This window comes from Nitrospirae bacterium CG2_30_53_67, assembly GCA_001873285.1.
GTDB lineage: Bacteria > CG2-30-53-67 > CG2-30-53-67 > CG2-30-53-67 > CG2-30-53-67 > CG2-30-53-67.
This window is the reverse complement of record MNYV01000135.1, coordinates 1-24,938: the sequence shown is the minus strand read 5'-3', so window position 1 is coordinate 24,938 and position 24,938 is coordinate 1. Positions and strand designations below refer to the sequence as shown.

Genomic DNA, 24,938 nt, shown 5'->3' with positions numbered 1-24,938 from the left:
GCCAGGGGCTGGCGGGCGTGCGGCGGTTTGTGAAGGAGTGGAACGGCAAACTCTCCATCCGTTCGGGAACAGCAAAGCTCTCCATCATTCCCGAATGGGTCTGGGGCAAAGAGCGCGAACGCAATCTTGCCCCTTTCCCTGGCGCCCAGATCAACATCATGCTGCCGGAGGTATAGTCTATTCCTTTCAGAATTTTTAAGAGCCTCTTCCTACCCGATGTTTTTCTTTTCAAGTTATTTTCTTATGGGTTTCGTAAAATTCTTGTTGACAACCTCCCATGTTTATGCTTCAATTGAATCCATTGAATAAAGATAAAGAACTCTCTCACTTTGCAGATGAGGATGAGTGGGGACAGAAAGGAGTGACAGATGGGAAAAGATTGCGACAAAGATGCATTACGAACAAAATTCAATGAGAGAGTCGGAAAATTTGAGCAATATGCCGCCGACCCCGAACAGTTTAACAAAATATATAGCGAGCTCGGCTTCACTTACATCGACGACGGCTGTGACGGCTTCTGCCCCGAATGCGAGCAGATGATGACATGAGAGGTATATAAAGAATTGAAGGATGAGTGGGAAGAGATTTATTCATAATGAAACATCTACGAGACCCAAACAATTTAACACCGGATGAGATAGAGGCAATCGAGAAACAGAGTCTCAGGTCTCTCTATGCTGCCGCCTTTGATTTCGGTTATGACGCTTTCGACATTTTCAAGCAAAGTTCGGATGATCCAAAAGATATTGCGGAAGATATTACAAGGGAAATGTTGGATCGGCTTGGCGGCTATCAAGTTCAGCAAAGGATTCTTGGCAATGTTGATTACCGCAAAGCGAGATACATTATCTTGCCGGAGTTCTCGGCTCGACAGGCTCTTTTCGTTGATAGCAAGGCCGAGAAAAATAGTAGTAGTGCGACCATGCAGATGTCACAGTTGGCGTTAGCCATTCGCCAAGTAAGAAGTGGCCGAGAGGTGGAGCAAAGAGGCGATTTGCCGGTCGTATCCGTACATGGTGGGCAAGCATTCATTACAACGACGTTACTGGCCCATTATCATTATGAAGACGAGCATGAAAACTACAGGCTTAAGCAACTAACACTTGCGGCAATCCCGAGTGGCATTCTCCAAGACCGCTATAATCCAAATGCCCATGATACAATATGGATCGCGGGACGCAACGCTCCTTCGCGTGGAGAAGAGTTCCGCGTTCGACTCAGCTTCCATCGCCTTAAACTGAAGGCTGTCTGGCGTGTCCAGACAGTTGAGTATAATTCAGAAGATCGTACCATTAACTCCAAATGGGATGGGTGAGGTGTGTATGAAATATGAACCCGATAACATTTATGAGGGGGATGCTAGAAATCTTGCTGAACATATTGATGCTAATACAGTAGCACTCAGTGTATGGTCGCCCCCCTATCATGTTGGAAAAGCTTACGAACGTGATATGTCCTTTTTTGATTGGAAAAACCTATTACGTCGCACGATTGAAGCTCATTCAATTATTCTGAAACCGGGAGCGTTTCTCGCTATCAATATCGCGGATATACTTTGTTTTAAAGATCCGGATATGCCGAGAATAATGGCTGAAAATATATCGCGCAGAAAACGGAACGATATAACACGTGAGAAGGTGCTTGAGGTATGGTCCAGGCATCCGGGTTTCAATCGTAAGCAAATTGCCGCAATACTTGGCTGCAGCGAGCAAACGGTCGACCGGAGAATGAAGGGTAACAACATCCGAGGTGGGAAGTATGAAACACAGACCCGAGTCAAGCTCGTCGGCGGCATGATCGAACAGTACGCCTTAGACTGTGGACTCTATCTATATGACCGTAGAGCCTGGGTCAAAGATGCCGCGTGGGAAAATTCTCGCTGGCACACCATGAGTTACAGAGCAGTTGACGAGTTCGAGTACATATACATATTTTGGAAACCGGGGCATACAAAGGTCGATAAGGATCGCTTAACAGACGATGAATGGACGACATGGGGTTCGCGTGGGGTATGGTATATACCTTCAGTGCGCGCAAACGATGATCATGAAGCCAAGTTTCCGCTTGAATTGCCGCGACGGGTAATACGGTTGCTCACTGATCCTGGCGACTTGGTTCTGGATTGCTTCGTAGGGAGCGGGACATCGGCAACCGCCGCGATTCGTGAGAATCGTCGATTTATTGGAGTTGATGTTTGTCCCTCATCTGTTGATTTAGCAAAGAGAGCGCTCACGCTTGCTCTTATGAAGGGCAAACAAGAGAATCTCGATTTATTTCAGTTAACGCGAAAAAGCAGTGAAGCAGCCCCCAACAAGCCGATCAAGACGGACGTGGCATGAAGCCGTCATGCTGTTTGGCGCGCAGCTTCCGGAATTATCCTTAGTGGGACCCGAAGGGCAGAAACCCACGGGGTTTCCTGAGGGTTTCTACAAATGAACGGTAAAAAGTACGTATCAAGAGCACGAATTAGATTTGAGGCGACAAGCTGGGATGTTTATCATCTGTTTGACATCTGTGATGAATTGGTGGGTAGTGACCTGACTACGAAAAAGGCAGAAAACGTTGCTATGAAAAAAAGAACCAAGAAGAGATAGGGCGATTTTTAAATTGTAAGAGTTAGGATCTTCCCTCCAAGTTCTGGGGTTAAGTATTGGCGGTCTGTCGCCTCTTCGGTTACGATGTTTGTCCACTCAAATCCCTAACCAAAGGAGGATGACATGATGGATGACTGGAGAACGGTTTCCGAATTCTCTGGTCGTATTACTTGGTTGTAGTTGATTTTCCAAAACAGTCATATTGCGTTGCAGCGGAGGAAAAGGAAAGGAATGGATGATGTATTTATCAATGAAGATGGCGTTATTTGTTATATGATGCCGGAGCCATGTATAGCAGAATATGTAGTTGTGTGGGTCAAACAAGGAGTAGCAGTCGAAGTAAATCATTTTGGTTCACTTGAGGAAGCTACGAGAGTTTTCGAAGAAATTGCCTCTGACTGTGGCTATGAACCTGGGGGCATAAACAAATCAGGCAAGCACGATGTCTCGATATGGGAGTGGACGGAAGACAGATACGAAAAGATATATGGCTATTAAAGCAGAGGTAAAAAATATGTCTCCCAAAAACACCATTATCATCGGTGACGGCCGCAGAATGCAAGAGCTGAAAGAAGTGAGCATACATCTTGTCATCACATCGCCTCCGTATTGGCAACTGAAGGACTACGGTAACGGAAGTCAGATCGGATTCAACGACAGTTATGAGGACTATATCAACAATCTTAAGTTCTCGATGATTCCCTCTGCGTTCGGTGAAAAAGGTAGCAATGCATCATAAAAATACCGAAAGAACTTAAACAGAACAGAAAGGCATACTATGCGAGAACAAGCAGCAACCATAGTCATAGATGCCGTTGATCGGGAATTAGCGGATTACCTTCGAGGCTCATCAGTACGCCCGTTATTTATCTGCGGCAATGCACTGGAAGTGCTTAGAGCCTTCCCTGCGGAATCAGTTGATTGCTGCATGACGAGTCCGCCTTATTGGGGTCAGAGGCAGTACGCCGTCACTGGTATCGGTCTTGAGGACGACTATAAGAATTATATCCTTCAACTATCAGCGGTATTTTTTGAACTTAAGCGCGTTCTGAAAAACACGGGGTCTTTTTGGCTGAACATCGGAGATACTTATCAGAACAAACGTCTGTTAGGCATTCCCTGGAGAGTAGCCTTTGAGCTCACCGACAGACAAGGTTGGGTTCTCCGGAATGATGTGATATGGAACAAGGTAAAGGGCGGGCCGGACAATGCTCTCGACAAGCTCGGGAATGTCCATGAATATGTTTTTCATTTTGTCAAGTCGCCGAAGGGATACTATTACGATGTTGATGCTATTCGATCAAACCCGAAAAAAAGTAAAGTAGTGAACGGCGCCATTGTATCCGCGACAGGCGTAAGCGGTGTGAGATACAAGCGGCAAATAGAACTATCTTCCGCACTGACGCCGCAGGAGAAGAAAAACGCGCTTCTTGCGCTGAACTCTCTGCTTGACGATATGAGAAAGGGGAAGGTCGCGGATTTTCGGATGATCATCAGAGGACAACAGCGCACAACGCACTCGAATTCCGAAAAGGTGTCTGGGAGGGCCAGAGAACTGTCCGAAAAAGGATTTTATTTTCTGAGATATCACCCTCAAGGCAGCAAACCGAGAGATGTATGGGATATCCTCCCCGAGGACACCCAGCAACGTGACGAGCACTTTGCCGCTTATCCTGAAGACCTTTGCAAGATTCCCATTCTGGCTACTTGTCCCGGGAACGGCGTTGCGCTTGATCCCTTTTGTGGAACCGGAACAACGATGCTCGCGGCGCTGCGACTTGGCAGAAAATCAATAGGCATCGACTTATCCCAAGAGTACCTACGCATTGCGGAGCGCAGATGTCACATCCTTCTATAGGACCAATATCCGATGAATGAAAACAAAGTGCTTGAGCTATTCGGTTACCCGACTAAGAAGATAAAGGGCGTTAAATGGGAACAGATTATTAAGAGACAGTGGTGCCCGTTCACTAACACGCGCTGCTTCAAGGTTCGTAAAAGCCAGCCAGCCATTTCAATTGGAACCTGCTCGGTTAGATACGGACAAGATGCGAAAAAAATAATCATCTGCCCAAACCGACTGTTGGAGCGCAAACAAGTTTTTACAGACTGCGTTCATTTGCTGACGCTGCACGAGCCGGGAAACGAATTCCATGTGATCCCGGAAGTGTCGATACCAGGCGGCAGCGTGGACTACTTCCTGATTTCCGCTAAAGCCGGCAAGGTAAAAGACTTCGTCGCGATAGAGTTCCAGACTTTGGATACTACGGGAACGGTTTGGCCGGAGCGACAACGGGTTCTCAAATCTCTCGGGTTGCCGATTCGTGCCGCCGACATAAAATCAATGAAGGGTTTTGACATGAAAGAGAGCATACATCTTGTCATCACATCGCCTCCGTATTGGCATCTGAAGGACTACGGCAACGGAAATCAAATCGGGTTCAACGATAATTACGAAGACTACATCAATAACCTGAACCTTATCTGGAAGGAGTGCTGCCGGGTACTGCACAAGGGCTGCCGTCTCTGCGTGAACATCGGCGACCAGTTTGCGCGCTCGGTCTATTACGGGAGATACAAGATCATACCCATAAGAGAAGAGATCATCAAGTTCTGTGAGACCATCGGGTTCGATCAGGTGGGTGTTTGGTCATGAATGAGTCACTTGTTCAATGGACGTTGCTGAATAATTTGGACTATCTTTCAGATGCGCTGAATTTTAAAATAGCGGTCAAGAGGGGGGAACAGGTTTCAACCGACTTTGGTAGGATAGATTTTATCCTGGAAGATATTAAAAGAAATCAGTTGATTGTAGAACTCGAAACACTTTTGGAAGAAAAGGCCAAAATAGATTATTGCTTCGATCAAGTCTTAAATTATAAGAACGTCAACTTTGTAAAGAATACGGAATATTGCATGATTTACGCTATTGAGGCCGAAAAGAACATTAGGCAGAAGATTGATTCTTTCGGATTGGCAAATGACGTATTGGTTCGGACTTATTCTTTAAATGAAGTAAAGAATCTTTATACATCTACAGTTGATCGTTTAAGTCTGAGCTTCGGCTTGGCCCTGCCCAAGCCATCCAACTATACCATCTGTTATTTAAGATGGCTCAATAAAATTCTTAAGCCTTTCTATGATTATTCTAAAGAGATTCTTAATTCGAAAGAATTGGCAAAATATTTCACTTCACCCCAAACGACAAATTTCAGGTGCTATTTGAGACTTGCGCTGGATTTTGAAATGATAGAAGCGCGGAATGATTTGATTGTTTTGACCCAGAATGGCAAAGACTATATTGCCAATTTTAATCCTGATATAGACTTGGCCTCGAACCTGTGGTGCATGGAATTAGGACTGGTAGATAGGATTAAGTCGAGTTTAAGCTATGATAGAGTTTTTCTTACTCCATTGGGAATAGAAATCAACAACATATTCAGTCTCGATTTACAGATTAAGAAGAGTAAGCTTAATCTAAACTTTAAATATTTGGAATGAGTCGTGAATCTTGATTTACGAAAAGGACCACTAAGCGAGGAGTCTTGGAATGTTGTTCGAAACCCCCGACGATATTTATAAGTCCTACAAGAAATTCCGGCGGAAGCAGGAATACAGGCGGGCCTACCGGTGCATGGAGAAGCTCCTGGATCAATTTGCCGATGATGAGCTGACGCGTGAGATGGTCGATTTCTGCGTTTTCGAGTGGAAGAACTACGAACTCGGAAAACGCTGGCTGAACAAGCTCGTGAAGGCCGGCCCGTTGTGGTCCGATGTGTGGCTGTTCGGTCGTCTGGAGGCGGAGCTGGGGAATCTCGATCAGGCAAGGGTGCATCTGAATAGAGCCAGGGCATTGCAGAAGATTCAGCCGGGCAGACGCGCGGATCGAAGTCCCAAGCGGGCACTGTCCGATCTGGATGCCTTTATACGATACAAGGAGCATGAGACGGCAAGCAAACATGCGTCTCGGTTCTCGAACCTAAGCATCCATCCGGAAAAGCAGGAATCGGAGCGGACGCCGGAATCTCGGACCGCTGGGCCGGGCAGAGAACCGGGAGAAAAAGGAACAGGCGGAAGCCCTGCCGCAGGACGGGAAGCGCGCAAGGCCTCTGCTCCCACGTCCGCGCCGCCGGCGGTCACTCCTCTTCCGGCATATTCCGTCCCGGTCAGAATCGAGCCTTTGCGGGAAGATCTCATATCGTCCTTCGTCACATCGGGCCGGTCTTCCCTCAAAGAGATCCTCCTCTACATTGATTACGCCTATCTCACGGTCCAGAGCGGGTTCGATGACCTTTTATGTTTGAGCGCGATGGTGTCGGTTGAAAAGTACTGGTACCAGATCGAGACCGCCAAGAAGGTGCTCAAACAGTTTCACGGGCGGGCGCTCTTGTGCGACGAGGTGGGGCTGGGCAAGACCATTGAGGCCGGGATGATCATCAAAGAATACCTGATGCGGGGAATGGCAAGAAACGTCCTCGTTCTCACACCGGCGCCGCTGGTCTCGCAGTGGAAGGAGGAGATGCAGGCCAAGTTCGGCCTCGAGTTTGTGACCACGGATGACGGCGCATTCGCAGAAGACCCGGATGGCTTCTGGAAGAAGCGGCTGATCATCGCCTCGCTGAATACGGCCAAGAGCGCCAAGAACATGCCGCGGGCTGCGGAGCCGTTTTACGATCTCGTGGTCGTGGATGAGGCGCATCACCTTCGGAACCGTTCTACGCTTTCTTGGAAGCTGGTGAACAAGCTTCAGAAGAAATTCATCCTGCTGCTCACGGCCACGCCGGTTCAGAACCATCTCATCGAGTTGTTCAATCTGATTACCATACTCAAGCCCGGACAGTTCAAGACGGAGAAGCAATTTAAGGCGGAATATCTCCGGAAGGGGAACCTCAAGGACACGGCGGACAAGGACCGGCTGCGGGAGCTCCTGCGCGACGTCATGATCAGAAACACCCGGAGCGCCATTGACCTCAAGCTCCCGAAACGGTTCGCTGCGACCATCCGGGTGGAACCTTCGGAAATAGAGAAGGACGTCTATGCTCGTCTTGACGGGTTCCTGAGAAGACAGGATTTTAAAAAACAGACGATCTATCTTTTGCTGCGGGAGGCGGGAAGCAGCTTCTTTGCCCTGAAGCAGACGCTTCTGGCCATGAACGGGAGAATCGGCGCAGAGGATATTCTGGAGGGCATTGACGGTCTTGGGGAGATCGGCAAGGGGCGGGCGCTGATGGAGATCCTCGCAAAAAATCCGGGCGAAAAGAAGGTCATCTTTACCCAGTTCATCAAAAGCATGGATTACATTGCCGATCTTCTCGACCGTCATGATATCCCCTCGGTGATGTTCCGAGGAGACCTGCCTTCCAAGGCAAAGGACGCCGCGATCGAGGCGTTCAAAAACGACGTTCCGGTCCTCATCTCCACGGAGTCAGGGGGTGAAGGGAGGAATCTGCAGTTTTGCAACACCATCATCAACTTCGACCTCCCCTGGAACCCCATGCGCATCGAACAGCGTATCGGACGGCTCCACCGGATCGGCCAGACCCGGGACGTCTTCATTTTCAACCTGTCTGTCAAGGAGACCATTGAGGACTACATCATCGAGATCCTGGACTCGAAGATCAACATGTTCGAGATGGTCATCGGCGAGATCGAGCCGATCCTGGGCCACCTAAAAGAGGAGAGGGATTTTGAGGAGATCATTCTGGATCTCTGGTCGAAGACTGCTGGGACATCCGGGCTTCAGGATGGATTCGCGCGTTTGGGAAAGGATCTTATCAAGGCCAAAGAGGAGTACTTGACGGCTAAGACTGCGGAGAGCGAGATATTCGGCGAGGATTATGAGATGTAGCAAGGTCGGAGGTCCGGGTTCAGAGCGGGAAGTCAAAAGGGAACACAGCCGGGAGAGGGGACGCATGTACAAGTCGCTGCCTGACGTCATAGCCGAGATACTTTCGTATCACGGCGCGATTGTGGACAAGGCAGGGGATGACTGCCTTGATGCCGTTGTCCCGCCGGAAATCACGGCGGTGCTGGGCGTGCCTGAGTACACGAGGCTCGGATTCTCGTACGGCAGCGCATGCGGGTCGGCAGTTCCTGCGACCTATGATTCGGAGTTTTTCAGCTCCGTGAACAAGCTGTTTGCCGGAAGAGTGAGGGTGGCCTCGGCCCGGCTGGATGCCGCGCTTCCGAATGTCGGGAAAACGGCGCGGCTCATTGGAAAAAGGGTCGTTTTTCAAAACGCCGTCTTTCGCATGGACAAGGTGGAGATCACCGGCGTTTCGTATCTGCTCGTCCTTCTGAAGTTTGCTGCCTTGTCCGACGAAAAGCACGAGGGCATTGTGCCGGTCCTGGTAAACGGCATGAATAGTGCGACGATGACCGTAGAGGGCGGGATGAGGGATCTCACGGCAAACCTGTTTGAGCCCTATGCGGAGGGCGGCGATACCGAACGACCGCCGCAGAAATCCGATCTTCCGGAAGAGGCGTTCCGGTCGGCGTGCATCGCCGGCGCGCATATCGTGCAGGAGCGCCAGGGGGAGTTCATCAGGAGTCTTGAACGGAGGCTCAACCGGGACGTAAAGCGCGTCTTTGAATATTATCAGGCTCTCAGAGACGAAATCGAACGGAAGATCGGACGCAGAAACGGCGGTGTCACGGGCAGCCTGGCGGATAAACTGAATGTGATCGATATGGAGCGGCAAGGAAAGATCCAGGATCTGATCACCAAGTACGCCCTGAACATTCGGATCGAGCCCATTGCGGCGGTCACCATTGACACGCGGGCGCCTGTGTTCCGGATTACCGTCAAGCGGCGGCTTGCGGAAAGGGGTTTCCCGCTTACTTATAATCCGCTCTCGGGCGGATTGGACCCGCTGCCGTGCGAATCGTGCTTTCATCCACGCGGCGGCTATTTTGTCTGCGACGACAGACTGCACATCGTTTGTGGAAGATGTTTTGCCGCGTGTTTGTCCTGCGGCCGGCCATATTGCAGGGCCTGTCATCAGGAGACCTGCCCGAAGTGCAAAAGGAAGAATCGACATGAAATACGATCTTTATAAATTCTTAAAACAAGAACTCAAGAATGGCTCAAACGATCTTGTGACCCGGCCGTCGGGAGAGAAGATCCGGGAACGGATCGAGAGGGACCTTGGGAACGAGCCGGATGGAACCGTGGTCGCACTCGATTTTTCGAAGATCGGGGTGATTGATTTTTCCTGTGCCGATGAGATTGTGGCCAAGCTTGTCTCGCGCCTGCTCTCCGGCGAGTACGGGGATAAATATATTCTTCTCACCGGTCTGAATGAGAATCAGAAAGAGAACATTGAAGTCGCTCTGGAACGAAAAGAGCTTGCCGTTATGGCGGAGACGCGGGATGGAGAGAAAGTCCTGACCGGCAGCCTGAATAATTACCTCAAAGAGACCCTGGATTTTATAAAGGGCAAGAAGAGGATCAACTCCAACGATCTCTCCGGCGCTCTGAAGATTCCTGCCAATACCAGCGGCACGAGACTTCTCAATCTTCATAAGAAACGTCTTGTCAAACGGACCGAAGAGATGAGAGACGGAGGGAGGATCTGGGTTTATGAGCGATTATAATATCCTGAATCTTTTCGTCTATCACTTTCCGGTGTCCGGAGTCACGACCTCGCTTCTGCTCCCTCCTGCAGTGGCTTTTGTCATCTCCTTCTTTGCTTCCATGGGCGGGGTTTCCGGGGCATTTCTGATTCTCCCTTTCCAGATGAGTGTTCTGCATTTTGTCAGTCCGGCCGTGAGCGCCACCAATTTCGTCTTCAACATTGTGGCCATCCCCAGCGGTGTCTACCGGTATATCAAAGAGGGGCGCATGGTCTGGCCGCTGACCTGGACAATTATCTTAGGGACGCTTCCGGGGATTGTCATCGGGTATTACCTCCGGGTTTATTTCCTCCCGGACCCGAGAGGTTTCAAGTTCTTTGTGGGATGTGTCCTTTTGTATCTGGCCGTCAGGCTTCTCTATCAGGTAATTGCCAAAGGGATATCTCCAAAAAATCCGAATCATCCCATGGGAGTGAATGGAAACCTCAACGGGTCCATGGTCGGCAACATCTCCATATCCTGGAAAAAGACCGAATATGAATTTCAGGGAAGAAGATATTCCTTCGGGACACAGGCCATGTTTCTTCTCGCCTTTGTGGTCGGGATCATCGGCGGGACCTACGGCGTGGGCGGCGGGGCCATCATCGCCCCCTTCTGCGTCGCAGTTTTCCACCTGCCGGTCTATACCGTGGCGGGCGCGTCACTCATGGGAACGTTCCTCTCCTCCATTGCCGGGGTCGGCTTTTACAGTATCCTCCCGGGGCCTCAGGGTCTCTCCACCTCGCCGGACTGGCTCCTCGGCGCGCTTTTCGGCGCGGGCGGTCTGGCCGGGATGTACCTGGGGGCGCGGCTACAGAAGCATATGCCCGACAGGTTCATCAAGGGGCTGATCGGGGCCGCAACGCTTTTTGTGGCACAGGGGTACATCCGGCAGTTTTTTGCCTGATAAGTTTATTGCCAAGCCGATTTCAAGATGATATGATGAAAACCTTCATGGAGGGGGAGGTCTTTGATGCGAAGGATGAACGGACGCGCCTTTATGGGATCGGGTATAAAATGAAGCAGTATCTTTGGGCCGTCTGTCTTGTGTTTTTTTTATTCCTGATTGCTCCTCCGGGGTGGGCGGGTGAGGAAAAAAGCTTGTCCTCGACTCCGATCGGGGATGAGAAGCAGGAAATCAGTTTTGCCATCTCGGCTATGATTTCCCCGGAGAAGACGTTTTCCTATTATCAGGATTTCCTGGACTATCTATCCAAGAAGTTCGGTCAACGGGTCGTCCTGAAACAGAGACGGACCTATCAGGAGGTGAACGATCTTCTTGAGTTGGGCGCCGTGGACTACGCCTTTATCTGTACGGGAGCCTACCTCCGAGCGGAACAGAATTTCAAGCTCCCTGTGGCGGCTATCCCCATTATTTATGGAAAGGATACCTATCAATCCTATATCATCGTTGCCAAAGAGAGCCCCATCAAGACCTTCGATGATCTTAGGGGGAGGATCTTCGCCTATACCGATGATCTCTCCAATACCGGCGCCCTCTACCCTGAATATCTGATCCGCAAAGAGGGGGCCATACCGGAGCAGTTTTTCTCTTATTTTTTTTACACCCATAGTCATGACAAATCCATTGAAGCCGTGGCGCGTGGGATCGCGGACGGGGCGGCCGTGGACAGCCTGGTTTACGACTCTCTCAAGGAGAGAAATGACCTTAGCGTGGAGAAGACGCGTGTGATTCTTTCCTCCCAGCCTTTCGGCATGCCGCCGGTGGTGGTCTCTCCAAAGACCGCCAAGCCGTTCAGGGAGAGGTTTCAGGCGATCCTGTTCGGCATGGACCAGGATCCCGAAGGGAAGAAGATCTTGAAAAATCTCAAGATAGACCGGTTTGTGGAGCCTTCCGCTGGTCTCTATGATTCGGTCCGGGAGATGGAAAATTTTCTAAAGGCCTCCAGGAAGACATCATGGCTGCCGGACAGGTGAAATGACGGACCATGGAATCAGTTGCGCGTTTCAAAACACGATGGTACTTAAGTCTCGCCTTCAAGGTGTCGGTGACCAGCATCCTCCTGATTCTTTTCCTGATCTTCGTTCTGAGTTTATTTTTTTTCAATCATATCGAGAAGGAATCCGAGGCGGAGCTTAGAAAACGCGGCGTCTATCTTGCCAGGGCTCTCTCGCACCAGGCCGTGGAGCCCCTCCTCTACGAGGATCTGTTCGCCCTCTACAGGCTCCTCGATGTCTTTAAAATAAAAAAAGAAGAGAAGGCGCCGGAATCCGAGGAGGGCATTGTGGAATATGCCGCCGTTTACGGCCGTGAAGAAAAACTCCTGGCCTTTGTGGGCAAGGATCTATACCGGAAAGAGCTTGAAGATCCGTCAGGATTTGATTGGTCGGGCAAAGAAGCGCTGATCCTCCCGAAGACCTCGATCATTTTTGAGGTCATCACCCCGATCGTGGTCAACACCATGCAGGTCGGATACGTGCGGATCGGGATCACCCGGGCGTACCATCTCAAGCAGGTTCGGTCCCTTAAAAGAGAGTTATGGGGGATGGCGGCCTTTTTGACTATGCTGGGGGTCCTGGTCAGCCTCTTGATGACCCGGCGGTACATCCTTCCTCTCCTGCATGTGATCCGGGGCGCGAAGAATATCGGAAAGGGGAAATGGGGGACTCAGATCCAGGTGAAGGGCCGGGACGAGACCGCCGAACTGGCCGGGACCTTCAACGAAATGTCCGTAAAACTCAAGGAGGCCTTTGAACGGGTGCAACGGACACAGGAGAAACTGATCCGGAGCGAGAAACTAAACGCCATAGGAAAATTTTCGGCCAACCTGGCCCATGAGCTGAAGAACCCCCTTACCTCCATCAAACTCTGCATCCAGGCCATGAATGAGCCCGGTTCGTCCGGCGTGCTGGACATGGAGGAACGGGAAATGGTATTGAACGATGTTCAGAGAATGGATGAGATCATCAGCCGTTTCCTTGTCTATGCGGCCCCTCCCAGGATCCATCTCAGTCCCGTGGACATCAACGCATTCCTCGAAGAGGTGACAGGCAAATACCGCCCCAGGATGGAGACGGCCCGTATCCGCCTGAAATTTTTCCCGGCTGTAGACCTTCCCCTGGTCTTTGTGGATCGGCGGAAGATGGAGGAAGCCGTGGGGAATCTCTGCCTGAATGCCATTCAGGCCATGCCCGATGGCGGGGAGATCCGAATTCGGACCTCGATAAACGGTTCCGAGGAGGATGTGGAGATTGATATCGAGGATACCGGAGAGGGCATAGATGAAACGATTCGGGAACATCTTTTTGAGCCCTTTTATACCACCCGGAAGAAGGGCACGGGGCTGGGGTTATCCATCGTGTATCAAATCATTCAGGAACACGGGGGAGAGATTTCGCTCAAGGACAAAAAGGAGAAGGGGACGATCTTCTCCATTCTACTTCCGGTTTAACGATGAGTGACTATGGATAGGATACTGATTGTTGATGATGAGCCGGGTGTCAGGCACTTTCTGAAAAAGATCTTTTTCAGGGAGTATGAGATCTTCACGGCCGAGGATGGAGAGCAGGCCGTGGAGAGGGTCCGGGACTCGGCCCCGGATCTGATCCTCCTGGATCTGAAACTGCCGGGCATGGACGGCCTGGAGACCCTGAAACAGATCAGGGAATTCAAGCCGGATCTTCCCGTGGTCCTGATTACGGCCTTCGGCGACACGGACAAGGCCATTTTATCCATTGAGGCCGGGGCCTTTGACTATCTCACCAAGCCCCTGGACATCGCCGCCGTGCGCCAGGTTATCGAGCGGGCGCTCAAGGCCGGCCGCCTGATGAAAAGCTCCGGGATCGAGCGGGTCTCCGAGGATGACCGGCTTACAGAAGAGCGGCTTATCGGAAACAGCTCCTTGATGGTGGAGATCTATAAACTCATCGGACAAGTGGCCAAGTCCGATATCACCGTCCTGATCCTTGGAGAGTCCGGGACCGGCAAGGACCTGATCGCGAGGACCCTGCACCGGTACAGTCTCCGCACGGAGAGGCCTTTCGTGGCTGTGAACTGTGCAGCAATTCCGGAGAACCTGCTGGAGAGTGAACTCTTCGGATATGAGAAAGGCACATTCACCGGCGCAGACAGCACGGGAAAACCGGGGAAGTTTGAGCAGGCCGCAGGGGGGACTCTTTTTCTTGATGAGATCGGAGACATGTCACTTGCCACCCAGTCCAAGGTTCTGCGCGTGCTGCAGGATGGAAGCTTTCAGCGGCTGGGCGGCACAGAGACCCTTCATTCGGACGCGCGGATCCTGGCCGCGACCAACAAGCATCTGGAGAAACATATAAAGGAGGGCCGGTTCCGGCAGGACTTGTTTCACCGGCTGAACGTGGTGGCCGTTCGTGTCCCTCCGCTTCGAGACCATAGGGATGATATGCCGGCTTTTCTGGAATATTTCATTCAGCGGTTTAATGCCGCCCTCGGCCTCAGGATTCAGGGGTTTGAGACCGGACTGGTCGAGTATCTGCAGAGCTACGACTGGCCCGGAAACGTCCGCGAGCTGGAGAACACCATGAAGAAGGCCATGGTCATGTGCAAATACGACTACCTCTCCCTGGACCTCTTCAAGGAAGAGATCCCCATGCATATCCATGGGGAAGGGGATTTCCTCAAGGGGTTCTCCTTCATGGTCGAGAATGCCCTCAATCGCTGCATGGATTGCTCACGGGCGCCTTATGAAACCATCATCGGGAACGTGGAAAAGATTCTGATCCGGAAGGCCATGGAGATCTCACAAGGGAATCAGGTTCAGGCGGCCAAACTTCTCGGGATCACGAGGACCACGCTCAGGAAGAAGATCAGTGATTTCGAGATCTGAAAAAGGAGGCGGCATGTCCACATTACGTTCATTTTCCGAGATGCTGTTTTGTATCTGCCTGATTCTGCCGGCATCCGCAGAGGGGAATTCCTGCATCGCTTGCCACGCGACCCTGCCGCAGAACAAAGTCGAAGGTAAGGCTTTTTATAACTGGAAGGACTCGGTGCACGACAAGGCCGGTGTGACCTGCGACCGTTGTCATGGAGGGAACCCGGCTGATATCCGACTCGATAAGGCCCATGCCGGCGTATTGCGCCCGGCCGATCCGAGAAGCCGGGTCCATGGCTCCAACATACCCGGTCTCTGCGGCGAATGCCATCAGCCGCAGTGGAAGGAATTTACCCGGAGCAGGCATTACAAGGCCCTCCTATCCGGTAACGTAGAAGTGCCCGGGCCGACCTGCATCACCTGCCACGGCTCCATGCATACCGCCATCCTCTCCCCGGAAAACGTGGCCGACGCCTGCCGCCGTTGTCACAACACGAAGAGCGGCCTTTCTTCCAGCGTGCCGGAGGAGGCCCACGCCACACTCGACCTGATCTTCTATGCCAAGAACACGGTCAAATGGAGCGGAGAGTTTGTCACCCTTGCCAGGAAAAAAGGGTATCCCGTGACTGACGCGGCCGCAGCGCTTAAGGATGCAGAGGAGAAGTTTAGGCTCGCAGAAATCAAATGGCACTCCTTTGATTTTCATGAAATACTGAAACTGGTGGACGAGTCCTATGAATCGGCCAAGAAAGCTAAGCGTCTTGCGGACCAGGAGGTCATCAATGGCGAACTCAAGAATATCTCCCAGGAAAAACAAGGGAAATAGGCAAAGGATATATACATACATAGGCCGTTCAATGCGCATAAACTTTACAGGAACAGGGCGGCCTTCTGTATACAAACTGTACATTTTTCAATGTCATATCGTCAGTGCGCTATAAGTCTTCTTCTCTCAAGTTGTTGATTCCTTTCTAAAGTTTTCCTAAAAAATCAGAGCAGGCTGTTTTGGCATGAAATCTGCACTGTCCAACGATGATGTTATTGCGTTTTGTTCGCGGTCTGAACCTGAGAAGCGGATCACAAAGCAATTCATCAGGTAATTTTCCGATCTGTTTCATCTTAAAAGTCGGTCCATATAAACTGTAAATAAAAAGATTTTCAAAAGTTTCAAAACATTTCCCGGTATGCGATCCATGTTCAGTCATTCAAGATAAGGGGGGCGAAATGAAAAAAAGCAGCGGGTATGTCTTTATTCTCCTTCTGGATATTTTATTGATCCTGTTTTTTGTGCTGGCCGTTCAATTCACGCTTGAAAGGCCGGCCATGTCCGCGGACAAACCCATGGCGAGGACCGTGTGGAACCAGGTGGAGGGGGCCTCGGCCGTGGGTGCGGAACAGTGCGCTTCGTGCCATGAGAAGATGAAGACGCTTGCCTCCCATCAGAATTGTGAAGGCTGCCACGGACTCGGGAGCAGGCATGTGGAAAATCCCGGAAGGGAGACCATCTCCTTCCCGTCGCCGGAGATCTGCCTCTCCTGCCATCAGAAACAAAACAGCAAGCTGACCGGATGGCACACGAGCAGCCATAAGAAGGCGGGGCTCGCCTGTTTTGACTGCCATGCACCGCACGGAGACGACCCGGCGCTGGTCAAGAGCGACCGGCTCCGGAATTCCCGCATCACCGAAAAATGCGTGACCTGCCATACGGAAAAGAAGGCCCAGATGAACATGCCTTATCATCATCCCATGAGGGAAGGGGTCATGGCCTGCACCGACTGCCACAATCCCCATGAAGATAAGGCCTTGGCCTTGGTCGGGATGAGCGAACGGTGCGGAGGCTGTCACCAGGAACAGCAGGGCCCATGGACCTATGAACATGCGCCGGTCACCGAGGACTGCACCATCTGCCACAATCCGCACGGGACCGTGAATCCGGGTCTTTTGAAAGTGGCGGAACCTTTTGCCTGTATACGCTGCCACAGTCTCGCCGCCGCCAAGCACGGGACTTCGGCTACGGGCGCGGCCACGCCTGCGGCATCCATCTACAGGAAATGCACGGGGTGCCACGGCGCCCAGCACGGGACGCATCAGGACCGGCATCTGAGGTATTAATTATGGATCATCTCAAAAGAGTGGGTGAAAACATCAGGGGTCAAGGGGTCAAGGATTCCAGGGGTCAAGTGAAGTGCTCAAAACATAAGGGGCCGAGGGTCCTATTCGCGTAACCCTTTTTACCCACTAAATGGGAGAAGAACCTTTATTAAATATACTCTCGATTTCAAGAAAGGGGGTTCATAGATGAACAAGGAATGGAATCAATGGATGAATCGCTTGATGAGTGGAACCCGGAGGGCCTTGGTCCTGCTTTTTGTCATGAGACTCTTCTCTATCCCTGTTTATGCAGCGGACATCGGTAAGTACGAAGCTCAGGGGAGTGTCACGGTGGACGATCAGTACTATGACCGGAACGGGGATACGAGCACGTCCGGTTTCCTGAGCCGTTACCAGTATTATCCCGAAGAAGAAAAATACAACCGGCTCAATGTCCCGAACCTTGATCTCATGATCCGGAAAAACGGAGCCGAATATCCTTCCTTCCATCTCCAGCGCTTTGCCCCCTGGCTCAAAAATGACCGGATGCTCCTGGCCGTGGATCCGGCGGAAGGGGTAAAGATTGATCTCGATTACATGCGCTACCGAAAGAACATGGATGAGTATGCCCCGATCACCACAGGTCTTGCGGGGAGCAACTACACGGCTCAGTTCAACAATGACGCTTCCACATCCGAGTTTTTTGTGGAGCGGAGCAAGACCGATCTTTCCATGATGCTGAATTCCAGTGTCTGGGGAGGGACCGAGGGGGGTCTTCTCAATTCCGTGAATGTCTGGGTCAACAACGAGGACAAGCGGGGCCGGAAGTTCCTGACCTATATTCTGGATGGGAGCGATGTTTCGGCGTCCGGTATCTCTTCCCGATGGCGGGGCCGCGCCGAACCCTTTGACAGCCGGGTTGTGAATATCGGGACCGAGCTCAATATCGGCCCGGTCAGGGAAGACGACCTCAGGGTTTTTCTCAATGCCCAGAGGGAAAATTTCCAGACCGATGACCTCTACACCTTAGCCGATGCGGCGGCCCTCGATTCCAATATGGTGTCATCGGCCAAGTCCATTGATTTTGTCCCCGAATCGGAGAAGGATGCCTACTCTCTGGATCTTGTGGACCGCCTGAATGACTCGCTTTCCTACCGGTTCGGCATCCGTTATGCGGACCTGGACCAGGAATCCTACAATGCCCTGCAAGACGCCGCCGGTTACAACGGGGAGATCAAGTTGACCACACTCCTTGCATCCGCCACCTATACCGGGATACGGAATACGGATCTTACAGGATTTTACCATTACAACCAGCGGGAGAACAGCTCGCAGGCGGGGACTTCCGGATACAAGGACCTGGACTCCAATGTCAGCGACCCGCACGTGGCCGAGATCACCAGCAGGAAATACGGCGGCGACGCGACCTACCGTATGGACCGTTACAACACGGTGGTCCGCCTTTCAGGCCGCAGGGACCAGACGGATCGGGAGTTTCAGAGACCGACCGGCAGTGCAGCCATCGCATCTTTTTCCAGCCCGTACAGTATTGATTCGGACCGATGGATCTATTCGGCGAGCCTCTACAGCCGTCTCTACTCCGATCTTCTGATCACGGCTTCTGCATCCTATGAAGATGCGGGTGATACGGCCCTGATCCTGGAGCCGGACAAGTCCTGGAACGGCCGGATCATGGCCGACTACTCCCTGCTCAAAGGCCGGGCCGCTGTCTCCGCTTCCTACACCGAAGGGAAGCAGAAGAATGACAACTTCACCTGGTTCGGCACCGCCGGCACGAATCTCGACAAGAACGCGTCCAACTCCGTGGACCAGGACTGGGAGTCGCGTCACCGCAGCATCAGTCTTGACGGGTGGTGGCAGGTCAGAGATGACCTGAATCTTTTTGCCGCTTATATGCGGGATGCGCTCCTTCAAGATGCCAACTGGCTTCTTTCAGACAAGACCCGCTGGTCGGCATTGAATACCTTTGTGATGCAGGAGGATGCCCTCGGATTTCAGAGTTACAGTGATACCTATACCCTCGGCGCAAGCTATCAGTTGAATCCCAAGGCCAACCTTCTAATTTCCTTTCTACTTTCAAATTCACGGAGCAGAATCCAGTCAGGAACCACCGATCTGGGCGCCTTGACCAAGATCGACAACCAGTATCAGAATGTGAACCTGGGGCTCAATCTGATCGTTTCGGACCGCTCGGATGTGACACTGGGATACCTGCATGAGGACTATGATGACGATATTGAATCCGGCCAGGGCGGACGCAATGAGACGGTCAGCCTGACTTATAAATTAAAGTTTTAGCTTTTTAAGCAGAAAGGAGCCGATTATGCAAGTGAAGAAACAGGTTTCACGATTCATGTTTTGCACGAGTGTTACTGTCATGCTGGCCCTTGCAGGGTGTTCCGGGGGCGGCGGAGGAGGCGGCAGCGCCCCGGCCACGGGGAGTGCGGTCAGCCCATCTGACCAGGCGGCTATTGATCAGAATCTTGCCGATGCCCTCTCCACCAATCTGGTTGCGGTGCACGACAGCGGCAGCGCTTCCTACAACAGCGACTGCGTGAGCTGCCACGGGAACAAGTCTTCGGGAACCGCCACGGACGGACGGGCCGACGCGCATGCGGCCATGATGCCCTGGGCCTCGGGCAGCACCACGAATGCCAAGTGTGTCTGGTGCCACGAACATATTGTTCTGGAGACGTCCATACAGGCCGGATATCAGAGCAGCGGGGGTAATGGTCAGCTTCGCCAGAAGTACAGCACATCCAAATGCCTGTTATGCCATGGTTCGGGCACGGACATTGAATTTTACGCACAATAAAAATTTAATCCTACAGCTATCGTAATGAAAGGAGAATCCTATGGCGAGCAAGACCGATCAACTCAAAGGATGGCTCAATCCATCCATTGAACGAAGAAAATTTATCAAGGCCGGCGCCGCACTGGCCGCAGGCGCCGCGGTTGGATCGAGCCTCTTCAAACAAAATGAAGCCCTGGCCGCGACCTACGGACAGAATGACCCGAATGCCACGGAATACGATTCCGGCGTCTATGTGATTCGGAGCGTCTGTCAGATGTGCCATTCCCGATGCGGCATCCAGGCACGGGTCAAGGACGGGGTCCTGCTCAAGATCGACGGCAATCCCTATCATCCGAACAACCTGGAACCCGATGAAAGGCTTGACTACACCACCGCCACCTCAACCGCGGACGTGACACCCGGACGGCTTTGCCTCAAGGGACAGTCCGGGATTCAGACCGTGTACGATCCCTACCGGATTAAACAGCCGTTGCGGAGAAAACCGGGGACCGAGAGAGGAGCAGGGGAGTGGGAGGCCATCTCCTGGGATACGGCCTTCTCCGAGATTGCGGCCAAGATTGATGCCCTGATCCCGGCGGCCACTCGCTATGACTACATGGATCCCAGCAACACCAAGAAGGGGAAAAACGCGAACATGCTGGGCTTCTGCCCGGGCAGGAGCACTGAAAAAACCCTGAGCTCGAGGATCTGGAAGTCGGGGTGGGGCACGGTCAACTACGACCTTACCCACACGAGCATCTGCGAGGCGACCCGGCACGTCGGAAACGAGGTCATCACGTGGCAGTACAAGTCGAGCGGAGGCAAGAACAGGTATGGATCGGGCAGGACCGAAGGCTGGCAGCCGGACACTCGGGAAGCGGAATTCATTATTCTCTTCGGCACCAATCCCTTTGAGGCCGGCTTCCCCATGAATCCCTACGGCCGCAAACTTGTGGAGGCCAAAAGAAACAGCGGGGCCAAATATGTGGTCGTGGATCCCCGCATGTCCAACTCGGCGGCCCAGGCCGACAAGTGGTATCCCATCAAGCCCGGGCAGGACGCAGCCCTGGCCCTGGGCATGGCCAGATGGATCATCGAGAACAGCGCTCACGACACCACCTATCTTGGAAATGCCACCAAGGGCGCGGCCAATGCGGACAATGAATGGACCTGGAGCGACGCGACCTACCTGGTCAAGTACGGCTCGAGCCCCGCTACCTATCTGAATGCAAGCGAGGCCGGCCTCGGCGGCGGCGCTCATGAGAACGTGGTCCTGGTGAGCGGCACGGCCACAACCGTCCCGGGTTCCACCGCAACTACGGACGAGTTTGCCGGAAATTCTTCCACGGTGGTGGAGGGGGACCTGGAAGTGGATACCACGGTCAACGGGATTGCGGTCAAGTCCGCCTTCACATTATTCAAGGCACAGGCCATGAGCAAGACCCTGGCCGAATGGGCGGGCATCTGCGGCCTGACCGAGGCCGACGTCATTGAACTGGCCACGGAGTTCACGAGCCATGGGAAAAAGGCCGTGGCCATCACCTACCGGGGGGCCGTGAAGCACACCAACGGTCTTTTCAACCAGGTCTGCATCCAGCATCTGAACTCCCTGATCGGCAATTACGACTGGCGCGGGGGATGCACCAAGGGAGGCGCAAGTTATGGCGAGAAAACCGGGGTTGTGGCCGTGGAGACGGTCACCAACTCTCCGTACTCTTCCAGCATCGGTATTGACCGGAAGGGGAAGTTCTACGATGCCGTGGATGTGGCAGATCTTTTTACCGGGACCTACCCGGCAACCCGGATGTGGGGGCCCTTCTGGCTCCATGGCAACTATCAGGAGGTGATTCCGAGCGTTGAGGATCAGTACCCCTACGGTATGAAGGTCCTGATTACCTACTGGAACGCCTGGCCCTATTCCACGCCCGGCCTTCAGGCTACATTTGAGCGGACTATCCTTTCCGGCGGGGCCGACAACTACGACAAGCTTCCGTTGCTGGTCTCCATCAGCCCGGTCATGGGCGAAGTGCCGGCCATGGCCGACTACGTGCTCCCGGATTCCACCTATCTGGAGAAGTTTTCGACGCCGGGCATCCCCTGGATGGTGCAGGGGGGAACGTCCTTCCAACGACCCGTGGTGGGCAAGTTCGACGGCAAGGATATCGGTGGCGCCGAGATCGGGGCCACCATCCCGACCGGAAGCGCCAACGATTATACGCCGGTCCTTCCCAACACCAAGGCCGTGGTGGATATCCACATCGGGCTGGCCAAGGCCCTGGGCTATGACGGGAGCAAGAGCTTCACCGTGGACGGCGCGAGCAAGCTCATCAAGGCCGTGGGGAACAGCGCCTATACCAATGGAGACAATCTCAACAACGTCTGGGACTATGCCTATGCCATGCTCCGGAACATCCGGAACAGCGCGCTCAGTGATTATCCCACCCTGACCGTGGATGAGATCATTGCCAAAGGAGGCGTGTTCAAGGCCCTGGATACCGAGTACGGCGCCGGCCCCCTGGGGAGCGGGACTGCCCACCTCACAAGCAAGTATGCCAACTCCATCCGCTTTTATCTGGATTCCATCGTCAGAGTTCCGGATTCGGTGACGGGCACGTACTATTCCGGCGTGCCGCACTATGAGGACCTGATGCATTCGGACGGGACCTCGGTGCACGACGATAAGGGAAGTTACCCCTACCTGCTCAATACCTATAAGCTGGTGAACCACGGACAGGCCAGGACTGCGGTCAATCCGTGGCTCATGCTGGTCATGCCTGAGAACGCCGTCTGGATCAACGCCTCTGATGCTGCGGCCCTCGGCGTGGAGACCGGGGACACGATCAGGCTGACCTCGGCATCAAACAGCGCCGGCGTGACCGGCAAGGTCTGGGTGACGAACCGGATCCGCCCTGGTGTGGTCGGGGTCTCGCACCATTATGGTCACTGGCAGCTCGGCTCCAAACCCCACATCGTGGACGGCGTGGCAGATGCCCTGGGTCACGATACCACGCGAGGCGCTGGGATACAGACCAACCCGATCTCCCGGCTGGACAAGGTTTACACCAATGTCCCCCTACAGGAGAAGATCGGCGGGAGCGTCTGCTACTTTAATACGTATGTGAAAATAACCAAGGTTTCATAAGGAGGTGTAAAATGTCTCAACTTGGATGGAGCATAGATTTAGGAAAGTGCACGGGGTGCGGGAGCTGCGCCATTGCCTGCAAGGCCGAAAACCGGACGGCGCCCCTGCAGTCACCCATGCCGGTGAGCCAGGGCGGAATTCCCGAACATGTGAGCTACCGCTGGGTCTTCACCCGTGAGTCGGGGAGCTATCCAGATGTAAGCGTGGATTTTGTGAGCATGTCCTGCAACCACTGTGCGGATCCGGCCTGTTTGAAATCCTGTCCGGTGGGGGCGATCTCCAAGAGGGACTCGGACGGGATCGTGCTCATTGACCAGGACAAGTGTGTGGGGTGCAAGTACTGCATCTTTGCCTGCCCCTACGGTGCGCCCCAGTACAACAGCGCCACCAAGAAGGTGGAAAAGTGCACCTTCTGTGTCCATCGGATTGATGCAGGGCTCCCGCCTGCCTGCGTGAGTACCTGTCTGGGAAGGACCTTGACCAAGGTTGACTCGTTCAGTGCAAGCGAGTCCGGTCAGAATGCGCCGGCCGGGTTCAACAACTCGGGCCATACCAATCCCAGTATAAAGTTCACGGCCAAATGAGAGAAGCGCTCAAAGATCTGGCGGGCCCGAGGTGTGAACTCTACAGGTTCCTGGCGGAGTTCTACCTCGGCGCCGTTACCAGAGAACAGGTTGAAACGTTCCTGAGTGATGATTTTATCGGGAACCTTGAAGAGATCTTCGGCCCGGAAGTCACGGCGCCTTTTCAGAGGTTTCTCTCCGGCGGGGCATGGGACTTTGATGCGCTCAAACAGGAGTATACCCATCTCTTCATCGTTCCTTCAGGAAGGTATCTCACCCCCTATGAGAATGTCTATCGCGGAAGAAGCATAGAAGGCGGGCAAGAGGTTCTTGGACTCCTTCAGGGACCGTATACGATCAGTGTGAAGGACGAATATCACAAGGCAGGCGCTGAAATGGATAAGGACTATAAAGACCTTCCGGATTTTATCGGTCTGGAGTTCTCCTTCATGCACTTTTTATGTGAGAGAGAGACAAAGGCGTGGAAGGCAAATAACACTGACAACGCCATGGAACTCCTTTGCCTCGAGAAGGCCTTTATCCGGAATCACATGATCCGGTGGATCCCGGAGTTGTGCGCCATGGCCCGGTCCCGTACAAAAAATGATTTTATGACGGGTATGTCTCTGCTCACAGAGGCTTTTCTGGGAATGGAGATGGAGACACTGGAATCCATTGAGGTTCCTGCCGGTTCTTAACAGGCAGGCGTCCGTGACTTTGCATGGATATCGTCATTGTTTCTCAAATGATTTTGGGGGAAGCCATTCATTGAAAAAAAAACTTATGGTCGTGGATGACGAGAAACTGATCTGCTGGACCCTCTCCAAGACCTTTACCAAGGATGGATATGATGTGATTTGTTTCAACTCCGGGGAGCAGGCCCTGGAAGGGATGCGCGAAGACCCGGCCCATGCCGTGATCCTGGATCTCCGTCTTCCCGGAATCAGCGGGCTCGATGTGCTCGAAGAGATAAGAAAACAATATCCGGATACCAAGGTTCTCATGATCAGCGCATGGGGGACCCAGGAAGCTCGGCAAAGGGCTGAAGAACTCGGGGTTTTAGGGTTTTTCGACAAGCCCTTGAATCTCCCCAGTATCAAGCAGACGATTTCCAAGGTGTTTCAGAGTCCTGAGTGATCTGCATAGCGAGAGGGGTCATATTATAAGGTATGTCCAACCAGTATCTTGATCCCGATCGCGATCAGGATCAGCCCGCCCAGAACCTCTATCTTGTTTTCGAATAGGTGCCCGAAACGATTGCCGATGAAAACCCCCAGGGTCGAGAGGAGAAACGTGATGATCCCG

At 52.8% G+C, this 24,938-nt stretch carries 23 protein-coding genes; all 23 read left to right on the top strand.

The window, feature by feature from the left end; genetic code table 11:
• Window positions 1-368: 368 nt before the first annotated feature.
• The 23 genes from AUK29_08555 to AUK29_08445 all read left to right on the top strand — a co-directional run bounded on the left by AUK29_08555 (window position 369) and on the right by AUK29_08445 (window position 24,770).
• Window positions 369-548: a hypothetical protein gene (locus AUK29_08555; GenBank protein ID OIP62429.1), complete on the top strand. Its 180-nt coding sequence runs from the start codon at window positions 369-371 to the stop codon at window positions 546-548.
• A 47-nt stretch (window positions 549-595) separates the two neighbouring features.
• Complete coding sequence (locus tag AUK29_08550) at window positions 596-1,315, top strand: hypothetical protein (protein OIP62428.1); 720 nt, start codon at window positions 596-598, stop codon at window positions 1,313-1,315.
• Window positions 1,316-1,322: 7 nt separating this feature from the next.
• The gene (locus tag AUK29_08545; protein ID OIP62430.1) at window positions 1,323-2,339 is read left to right on the top strand and encodes a site-specific DNA-methyltransferase; all 1,017 of its coding nucleotides are present in this window, start codon (window positions 1,323-1,325) and stop codon (window positions 2,337-2,339) included.
• A gap of 486 nt (window positions 2,340-2,825) precedes the next feature.
• Entirely contained in the window at window positions 2,826-3,092 is a 267-nt protein-coding gene (locus AUK29_08540; GenBank protein OIP62427.1) for a hypothetical protein, read from the top strand.
• On the top strand, window positions 3,082-3,333 hold the full coding sequence (locus AUK29_08535) for a hypothetical protein (GenBank protein ID OIP62426.1): 252 nt from the start codon (window positions 3,082-3,084) through the stop codon (window positions 3,331-3,333). Before AUK29_08540 ends, AUK29_08535 begins: the two co-directional genes overlap by 11 nt.
• A 39-nt stretch (window positions 3,334-3,372) precedes the next feature.
• Window positions 3,373-4,452: a site-specific DNA-methyltransferase gene (locus tag AUK29_08530; GenBank protein OIP62425.1), complete on the top strand. Its 1,080-nt coding sequence runs from the start codon at window positions 3,373-3,375 to the stop codon at window positions 4,450-4,452.
• A 12-nt stretch (window positions 4,453-4,464) separates the two neighbouring features.
• On the top strand, window positions 4,465-5,250 hold the full coding sequence (locus tag AUK29_08525; GenBank protein OIP62424.1) for a hypothetical protein: 786 nt from the start codon (window positions 4,465-4,467) through the stop codon (window positions 5,248-5,250).
• On the top strand, window positions 5,247-6,095 hold the full coding sequence (locus AUK29_08520; protein OIP62423.1) for a hypothetical protein: 849 nt from the start codon (window positions 5,247-5,249) through the stop codon (window positions 6,093-6,095). The genes AUK29_08525 and AUK29_08520 overlap by 4 nt, the downstream gene beginning before the upstream one ends.
• 49 nt (window positions 6,096-6,144) lie before the next feature.
• Complete coding sequence (locus tag AUK29_08515; GenBank protein OIP62422.1) at window positions 6,145-8,442, top strand: hypothetical protein; 2,298 nt, start codon at window positions 6,145-6,147, stop codon at window positions 8,440-8,442.
• 64 nt (window positions 8,443-8,506) lie between these two features.
• Entirely contained in the window at window positions 8,507-9,652 is a 1,146-nt protein-coding gene (locus AUK29_08510; GenBank protein OIP62421.1) for a hypothetical protein, read from the top strand.
• Window positions 9,633-10,190: a hypothetical protein gene (locus AUK29_08505; GenBank protein ID OIP62420.1), complete on the top strand. Its 558-nt coding sequence runs from the start codon at window positions 9,633-9,635 to the stop codon at window positions 10,188-10,190. The genes AUK29_08510 and AUK29_08505 overlap by 20 nt, the downstream gene beginning before the upstream one ends.
• Window positions 10,177-11,115: a hypothetical protein gene (locus AUK29_08500; GenBank protein ID OIP62419.1), complete on the top strand. Its 939-nt coding sequence runs from the start codon at window positions 10,177-10,179 to the stop codon at window positions 11,113-11,115. The genes AUK29_08505 and AUK29_08500 overlap by 14 nt, the downstream gene beginning before the upstream one ends.
• A 35-nt stretch (window positions 11,116-11,150) precedes the next feature.
• Window positions 11,151-12,146: a hypothetical protein gene (locus AUK29_08495; protein ID OIP62418.1), complete on the top strand. Its 996-nt coding sequence runs from the start codon at window positions 11,151-11,153 to the stop codon at window positions 12,144-12,146.
• 11 nt (window positions 12,147-12,157) lie between these two features.
• The gene (locus tag AUK29_08490; GenBank protein ID OIP62417.1) at window positions 12,158-13,621 is read left to right on the top strand and encodes a hypothetical protein; all 1,464 of its coding nucleotides are present in this window, start codon (window positions 12,158-12,160) and stop codon (window positions 13,619-13,621) included.
• A gap of 12 nt (window positions 13,622-13,633) precedes the next feature.
• Window positions 13,634-15,034 carry a hypothetical protein gene (locus tag AUK29_08485; GenBank protein ID OIP62416.1) on the top strand — a complete coding sequence of 467 codons (1,401 nt, stop codon included), beginning with the start codon at window positions 13,634-13,636 and terminating at the stop codon, window positions 15,032-15,034.
• A gap of 13 nt (window positions 15,035-15,047) precedes the next feature.
• A complete protein-coding gene (locus AUK29_08480) occupies window positions 15,048-15,848 on the top strand; it encodes a hypothetical protein (GenBank protein OIP62415.1) in 801 nt (266 codons plus the stop codon).
• Between the two features lie 398 nt (window positions 15,849-16,246).
• Window positions 16,247-17,134, top strand: a complete 888-nt coding sequence (locus AUK29_08475) for a hypothetical protein (protein OIP62414.1) — start codon at window positions 16,247-16,249, stop codon at window positions 17,132-17,134.
• Between the two features lie 186 nt (window positions 17,135-17,320).
• Window positions 17,321-19,432, top strand: coding sequence for a hypothetical protein (locus AUK29_08470; GenBank protein OIP62413.1), 2,112 nt, complete (start codon window positions 17,321-17,323; stop codon window positions 19,430-19,432).
• A gap of 25 nt (window positions 19,433-19,457) precedes the next feature.
• Window positions 19,458-19,949 (top strand): hypothetical protein, encoded by a 492-nt coding sequence (locus AUK29_08465; GenBank protein ID OIP62412.1) that lies wholly within the window; start codon window positions 19,458-19,460, stop codon window positions 19,947-19,949.
• A 40-nt stretch (window positions 19,950-19,989) separates the two neighbouring features.
• Entirely contained in the window at window positions 19,990-23,070 is a 3,081-nt protein-coding gene (locus AUK29_08460) for a hypothetical protein (protein OIP62411.1), read from the top strand.
• 11 nt (window positions 23,071-23,081) lie between these two features.
• Window positions 23,082-23,654 carry a hypothetical protein gene (locus tag AUK29_08455; GenBank protein OIP62410.1) on the top strand — a complete coding sequence of 191 codons (573 nt, stop codon included), beginning with the start codon at window positions 23,082-23,084 and terminating at the stop codon, window positions 23,652-23,654.
• The gene (locus AUK29_08450; protein ID OIP62409.1) at window positions 23,651-24,331 is read left to right on the top strand and encodes a hypothetical protein; all 681 of its coding nucleotides are present in this window, start codon (window positions 23,651-23,653) and stop codon (window positions 24,329-24,331) included. The genes AUK29_08455 and AUK29_08450 overlap by 4 nt, the downstream gene beginning before the upstream one ends.
• Before the next feature lie 70 nt (window positions 24,332-24,401).
• Window positions 24,402-24,770: a hypothetical protein gene (locus tag AUK29_08445; GenBank protein OIP62408.1), complete on the top strand. Its 369-nt coding sequence runs from the start codon at window positions 24,402-24,404 to the stop codon at window positions 24,768-24,770.
• Window positions 24,771-24,938 lie beyond the last annotated feature (168 nt).

Excerpts from the sequence above, each read along its gene's own strand:
- AUK29_08555 (OIP62429.1), top strand. The coding sequence starts at position 369 with ATGGGAAAAGATTGCGACAAAGATGCATTACGAACAAAATTCAATGAG.
- AUK29_08550 (OIP62428.1), top strand. The coding sequence starts at position 596 with ATGAAACATCTACGAGACCCAAACAATTTAACACCGGATGAGATAGAG.
- AUK29_08545 (OIP62430.1), top strand. The coding sequence starts at position 1,323 with ATGAAATATGAACCCGATAACATTTATGAGGGGGATGCTAGAAATCTT.
- AUK29_08540 (OIP62427.1), top strand. The coding sequence starts at position 2,826 with ATGGATGATGTATTTATCAATGAAGATGGCGTTATTTGTTATATGATG.
- AUK29_08535 (OIP62426.1), top strand. The coding sequence starts at position 3,082 with ATGGCTATTAAAGCAGAGGTAAAAAATATGTCTCCCAAAAACACCATT.
- AUK29_08530 (OIP62425.1), top strand. The coding sequence starts at position 3,373 with ATGCGAGAACAAGCAGCAACCATAGTCATAGATGCCGTTGATCGGGAA.
- AUK29_08525 (OIP62424.1), top strand. The coding sequence starts at position 4,465 with ATGAATGAAAACAAAGTGCTTGAGCTATTCGGTTACCCGACTAAGAAG.
- AUK29_08520 (OIP62423.1), top strand. The coding sequence starts at position 5,247 with ATGAATGAGTCACTTGTTCAATGGACGTTGCTGAATAATTTGGACTAT.
- AUK29_08515 (OIP62422.1), top strand. The coding sequence starts at position 6,145 with ATGTTGTTCGAAACCCCCGACGATATTTATAAGTCCTACAAGAAATTC.
- AUK29_08510 (OIP62421.1), top strand. The coding sequence starts at position 8,507 with ATGTACAAGTCGCTGCCTGACGTCATAGCCGAGATACTTTCGTATCAC.
- AUK29_08505 (OIP62420.1), top strand. The coding sequence starts at position 9,633 with ATGAAATACGATCTTTATAAATTCTTAAAACAAGAACTCAAGAATGGC.
- AUK29_08500 (OIP62419.1), top strand. The coding sequence starts at position 10,177 with ATGAGCGATTATAATATCCTGAATCTTTTCGTCTATCACTTTCCGGTG.
- AUK29_08495 (OIP62418.1), top strand. The coding sequence starts at position 11,151 with ATGAAAACCTTCATGGAGGGGGAGGTCTTTGATGCGAAGGATGAACGG.
- AUK29_08490 (OIP62417.1), top strand. The coding sequence starts at position 12,158 with ATGGAATCAGTTGCGCGTTTCAAAACACGATGGTACTTAAGTCTCGCC.
- AUK29_08485 (OIP62416.1), top strand. The coding sequence starts at position 13,634 with ATGGATAGGATACTGATTGTTGATGATGAGCCGGGTGTCAGGCACTTT.
- AUK29_08480 (OIP62415.1), top strand. The coding sequence starts at position 15,048 with ATGTCCACATTACGTTCATTTTCCGAGATGCTGTTTTGTATCTGCCTG.
- AUK29_08475 (OIP62414.1), top strand. The coding sequence starts at position 16,247 with ATGAAAAAAAGCAGCGGGTATGTCTTTATTCTCCTTCTGGATATTTTA.
- AUK29_08470 (OIP62413.1), top strand. The coding sequence starts at position 17,321 with ATGAACAAGGAATGGAATCAATGGATGAATCGCTTGATGAGTGGAACC.
- AUK29_08465 (OIP62412.1), top strand. The coding sequence starts at position 19,458 with ATGCAAGTGAAGAAACAGGTTTCACGATTCATGTTTTGCACGAGTGTT.
- AUK29_08460 (OIP62411.1), top strand. The coding sequence starts at position 19,990 with ATGGCGAGCAAGACCGATCAACTCAAAGGATGGCTCAATCCATCCATT.
- AUK29_08455 (OIP62410.1), top strand. The coding sequence starts at position 23,082 with ATGTCTCAACTTGGATGGAGCATAGATTTAGGAAAGTGCACGGGGTGC.
- AUK29_08450 (OIP62409.1), top strand. The coding sequence starts at position 23,651 with ATGAGAGAAGCGCTCAAAGATCTGGCGGGCCCGAGGTGTGAACTCTAC.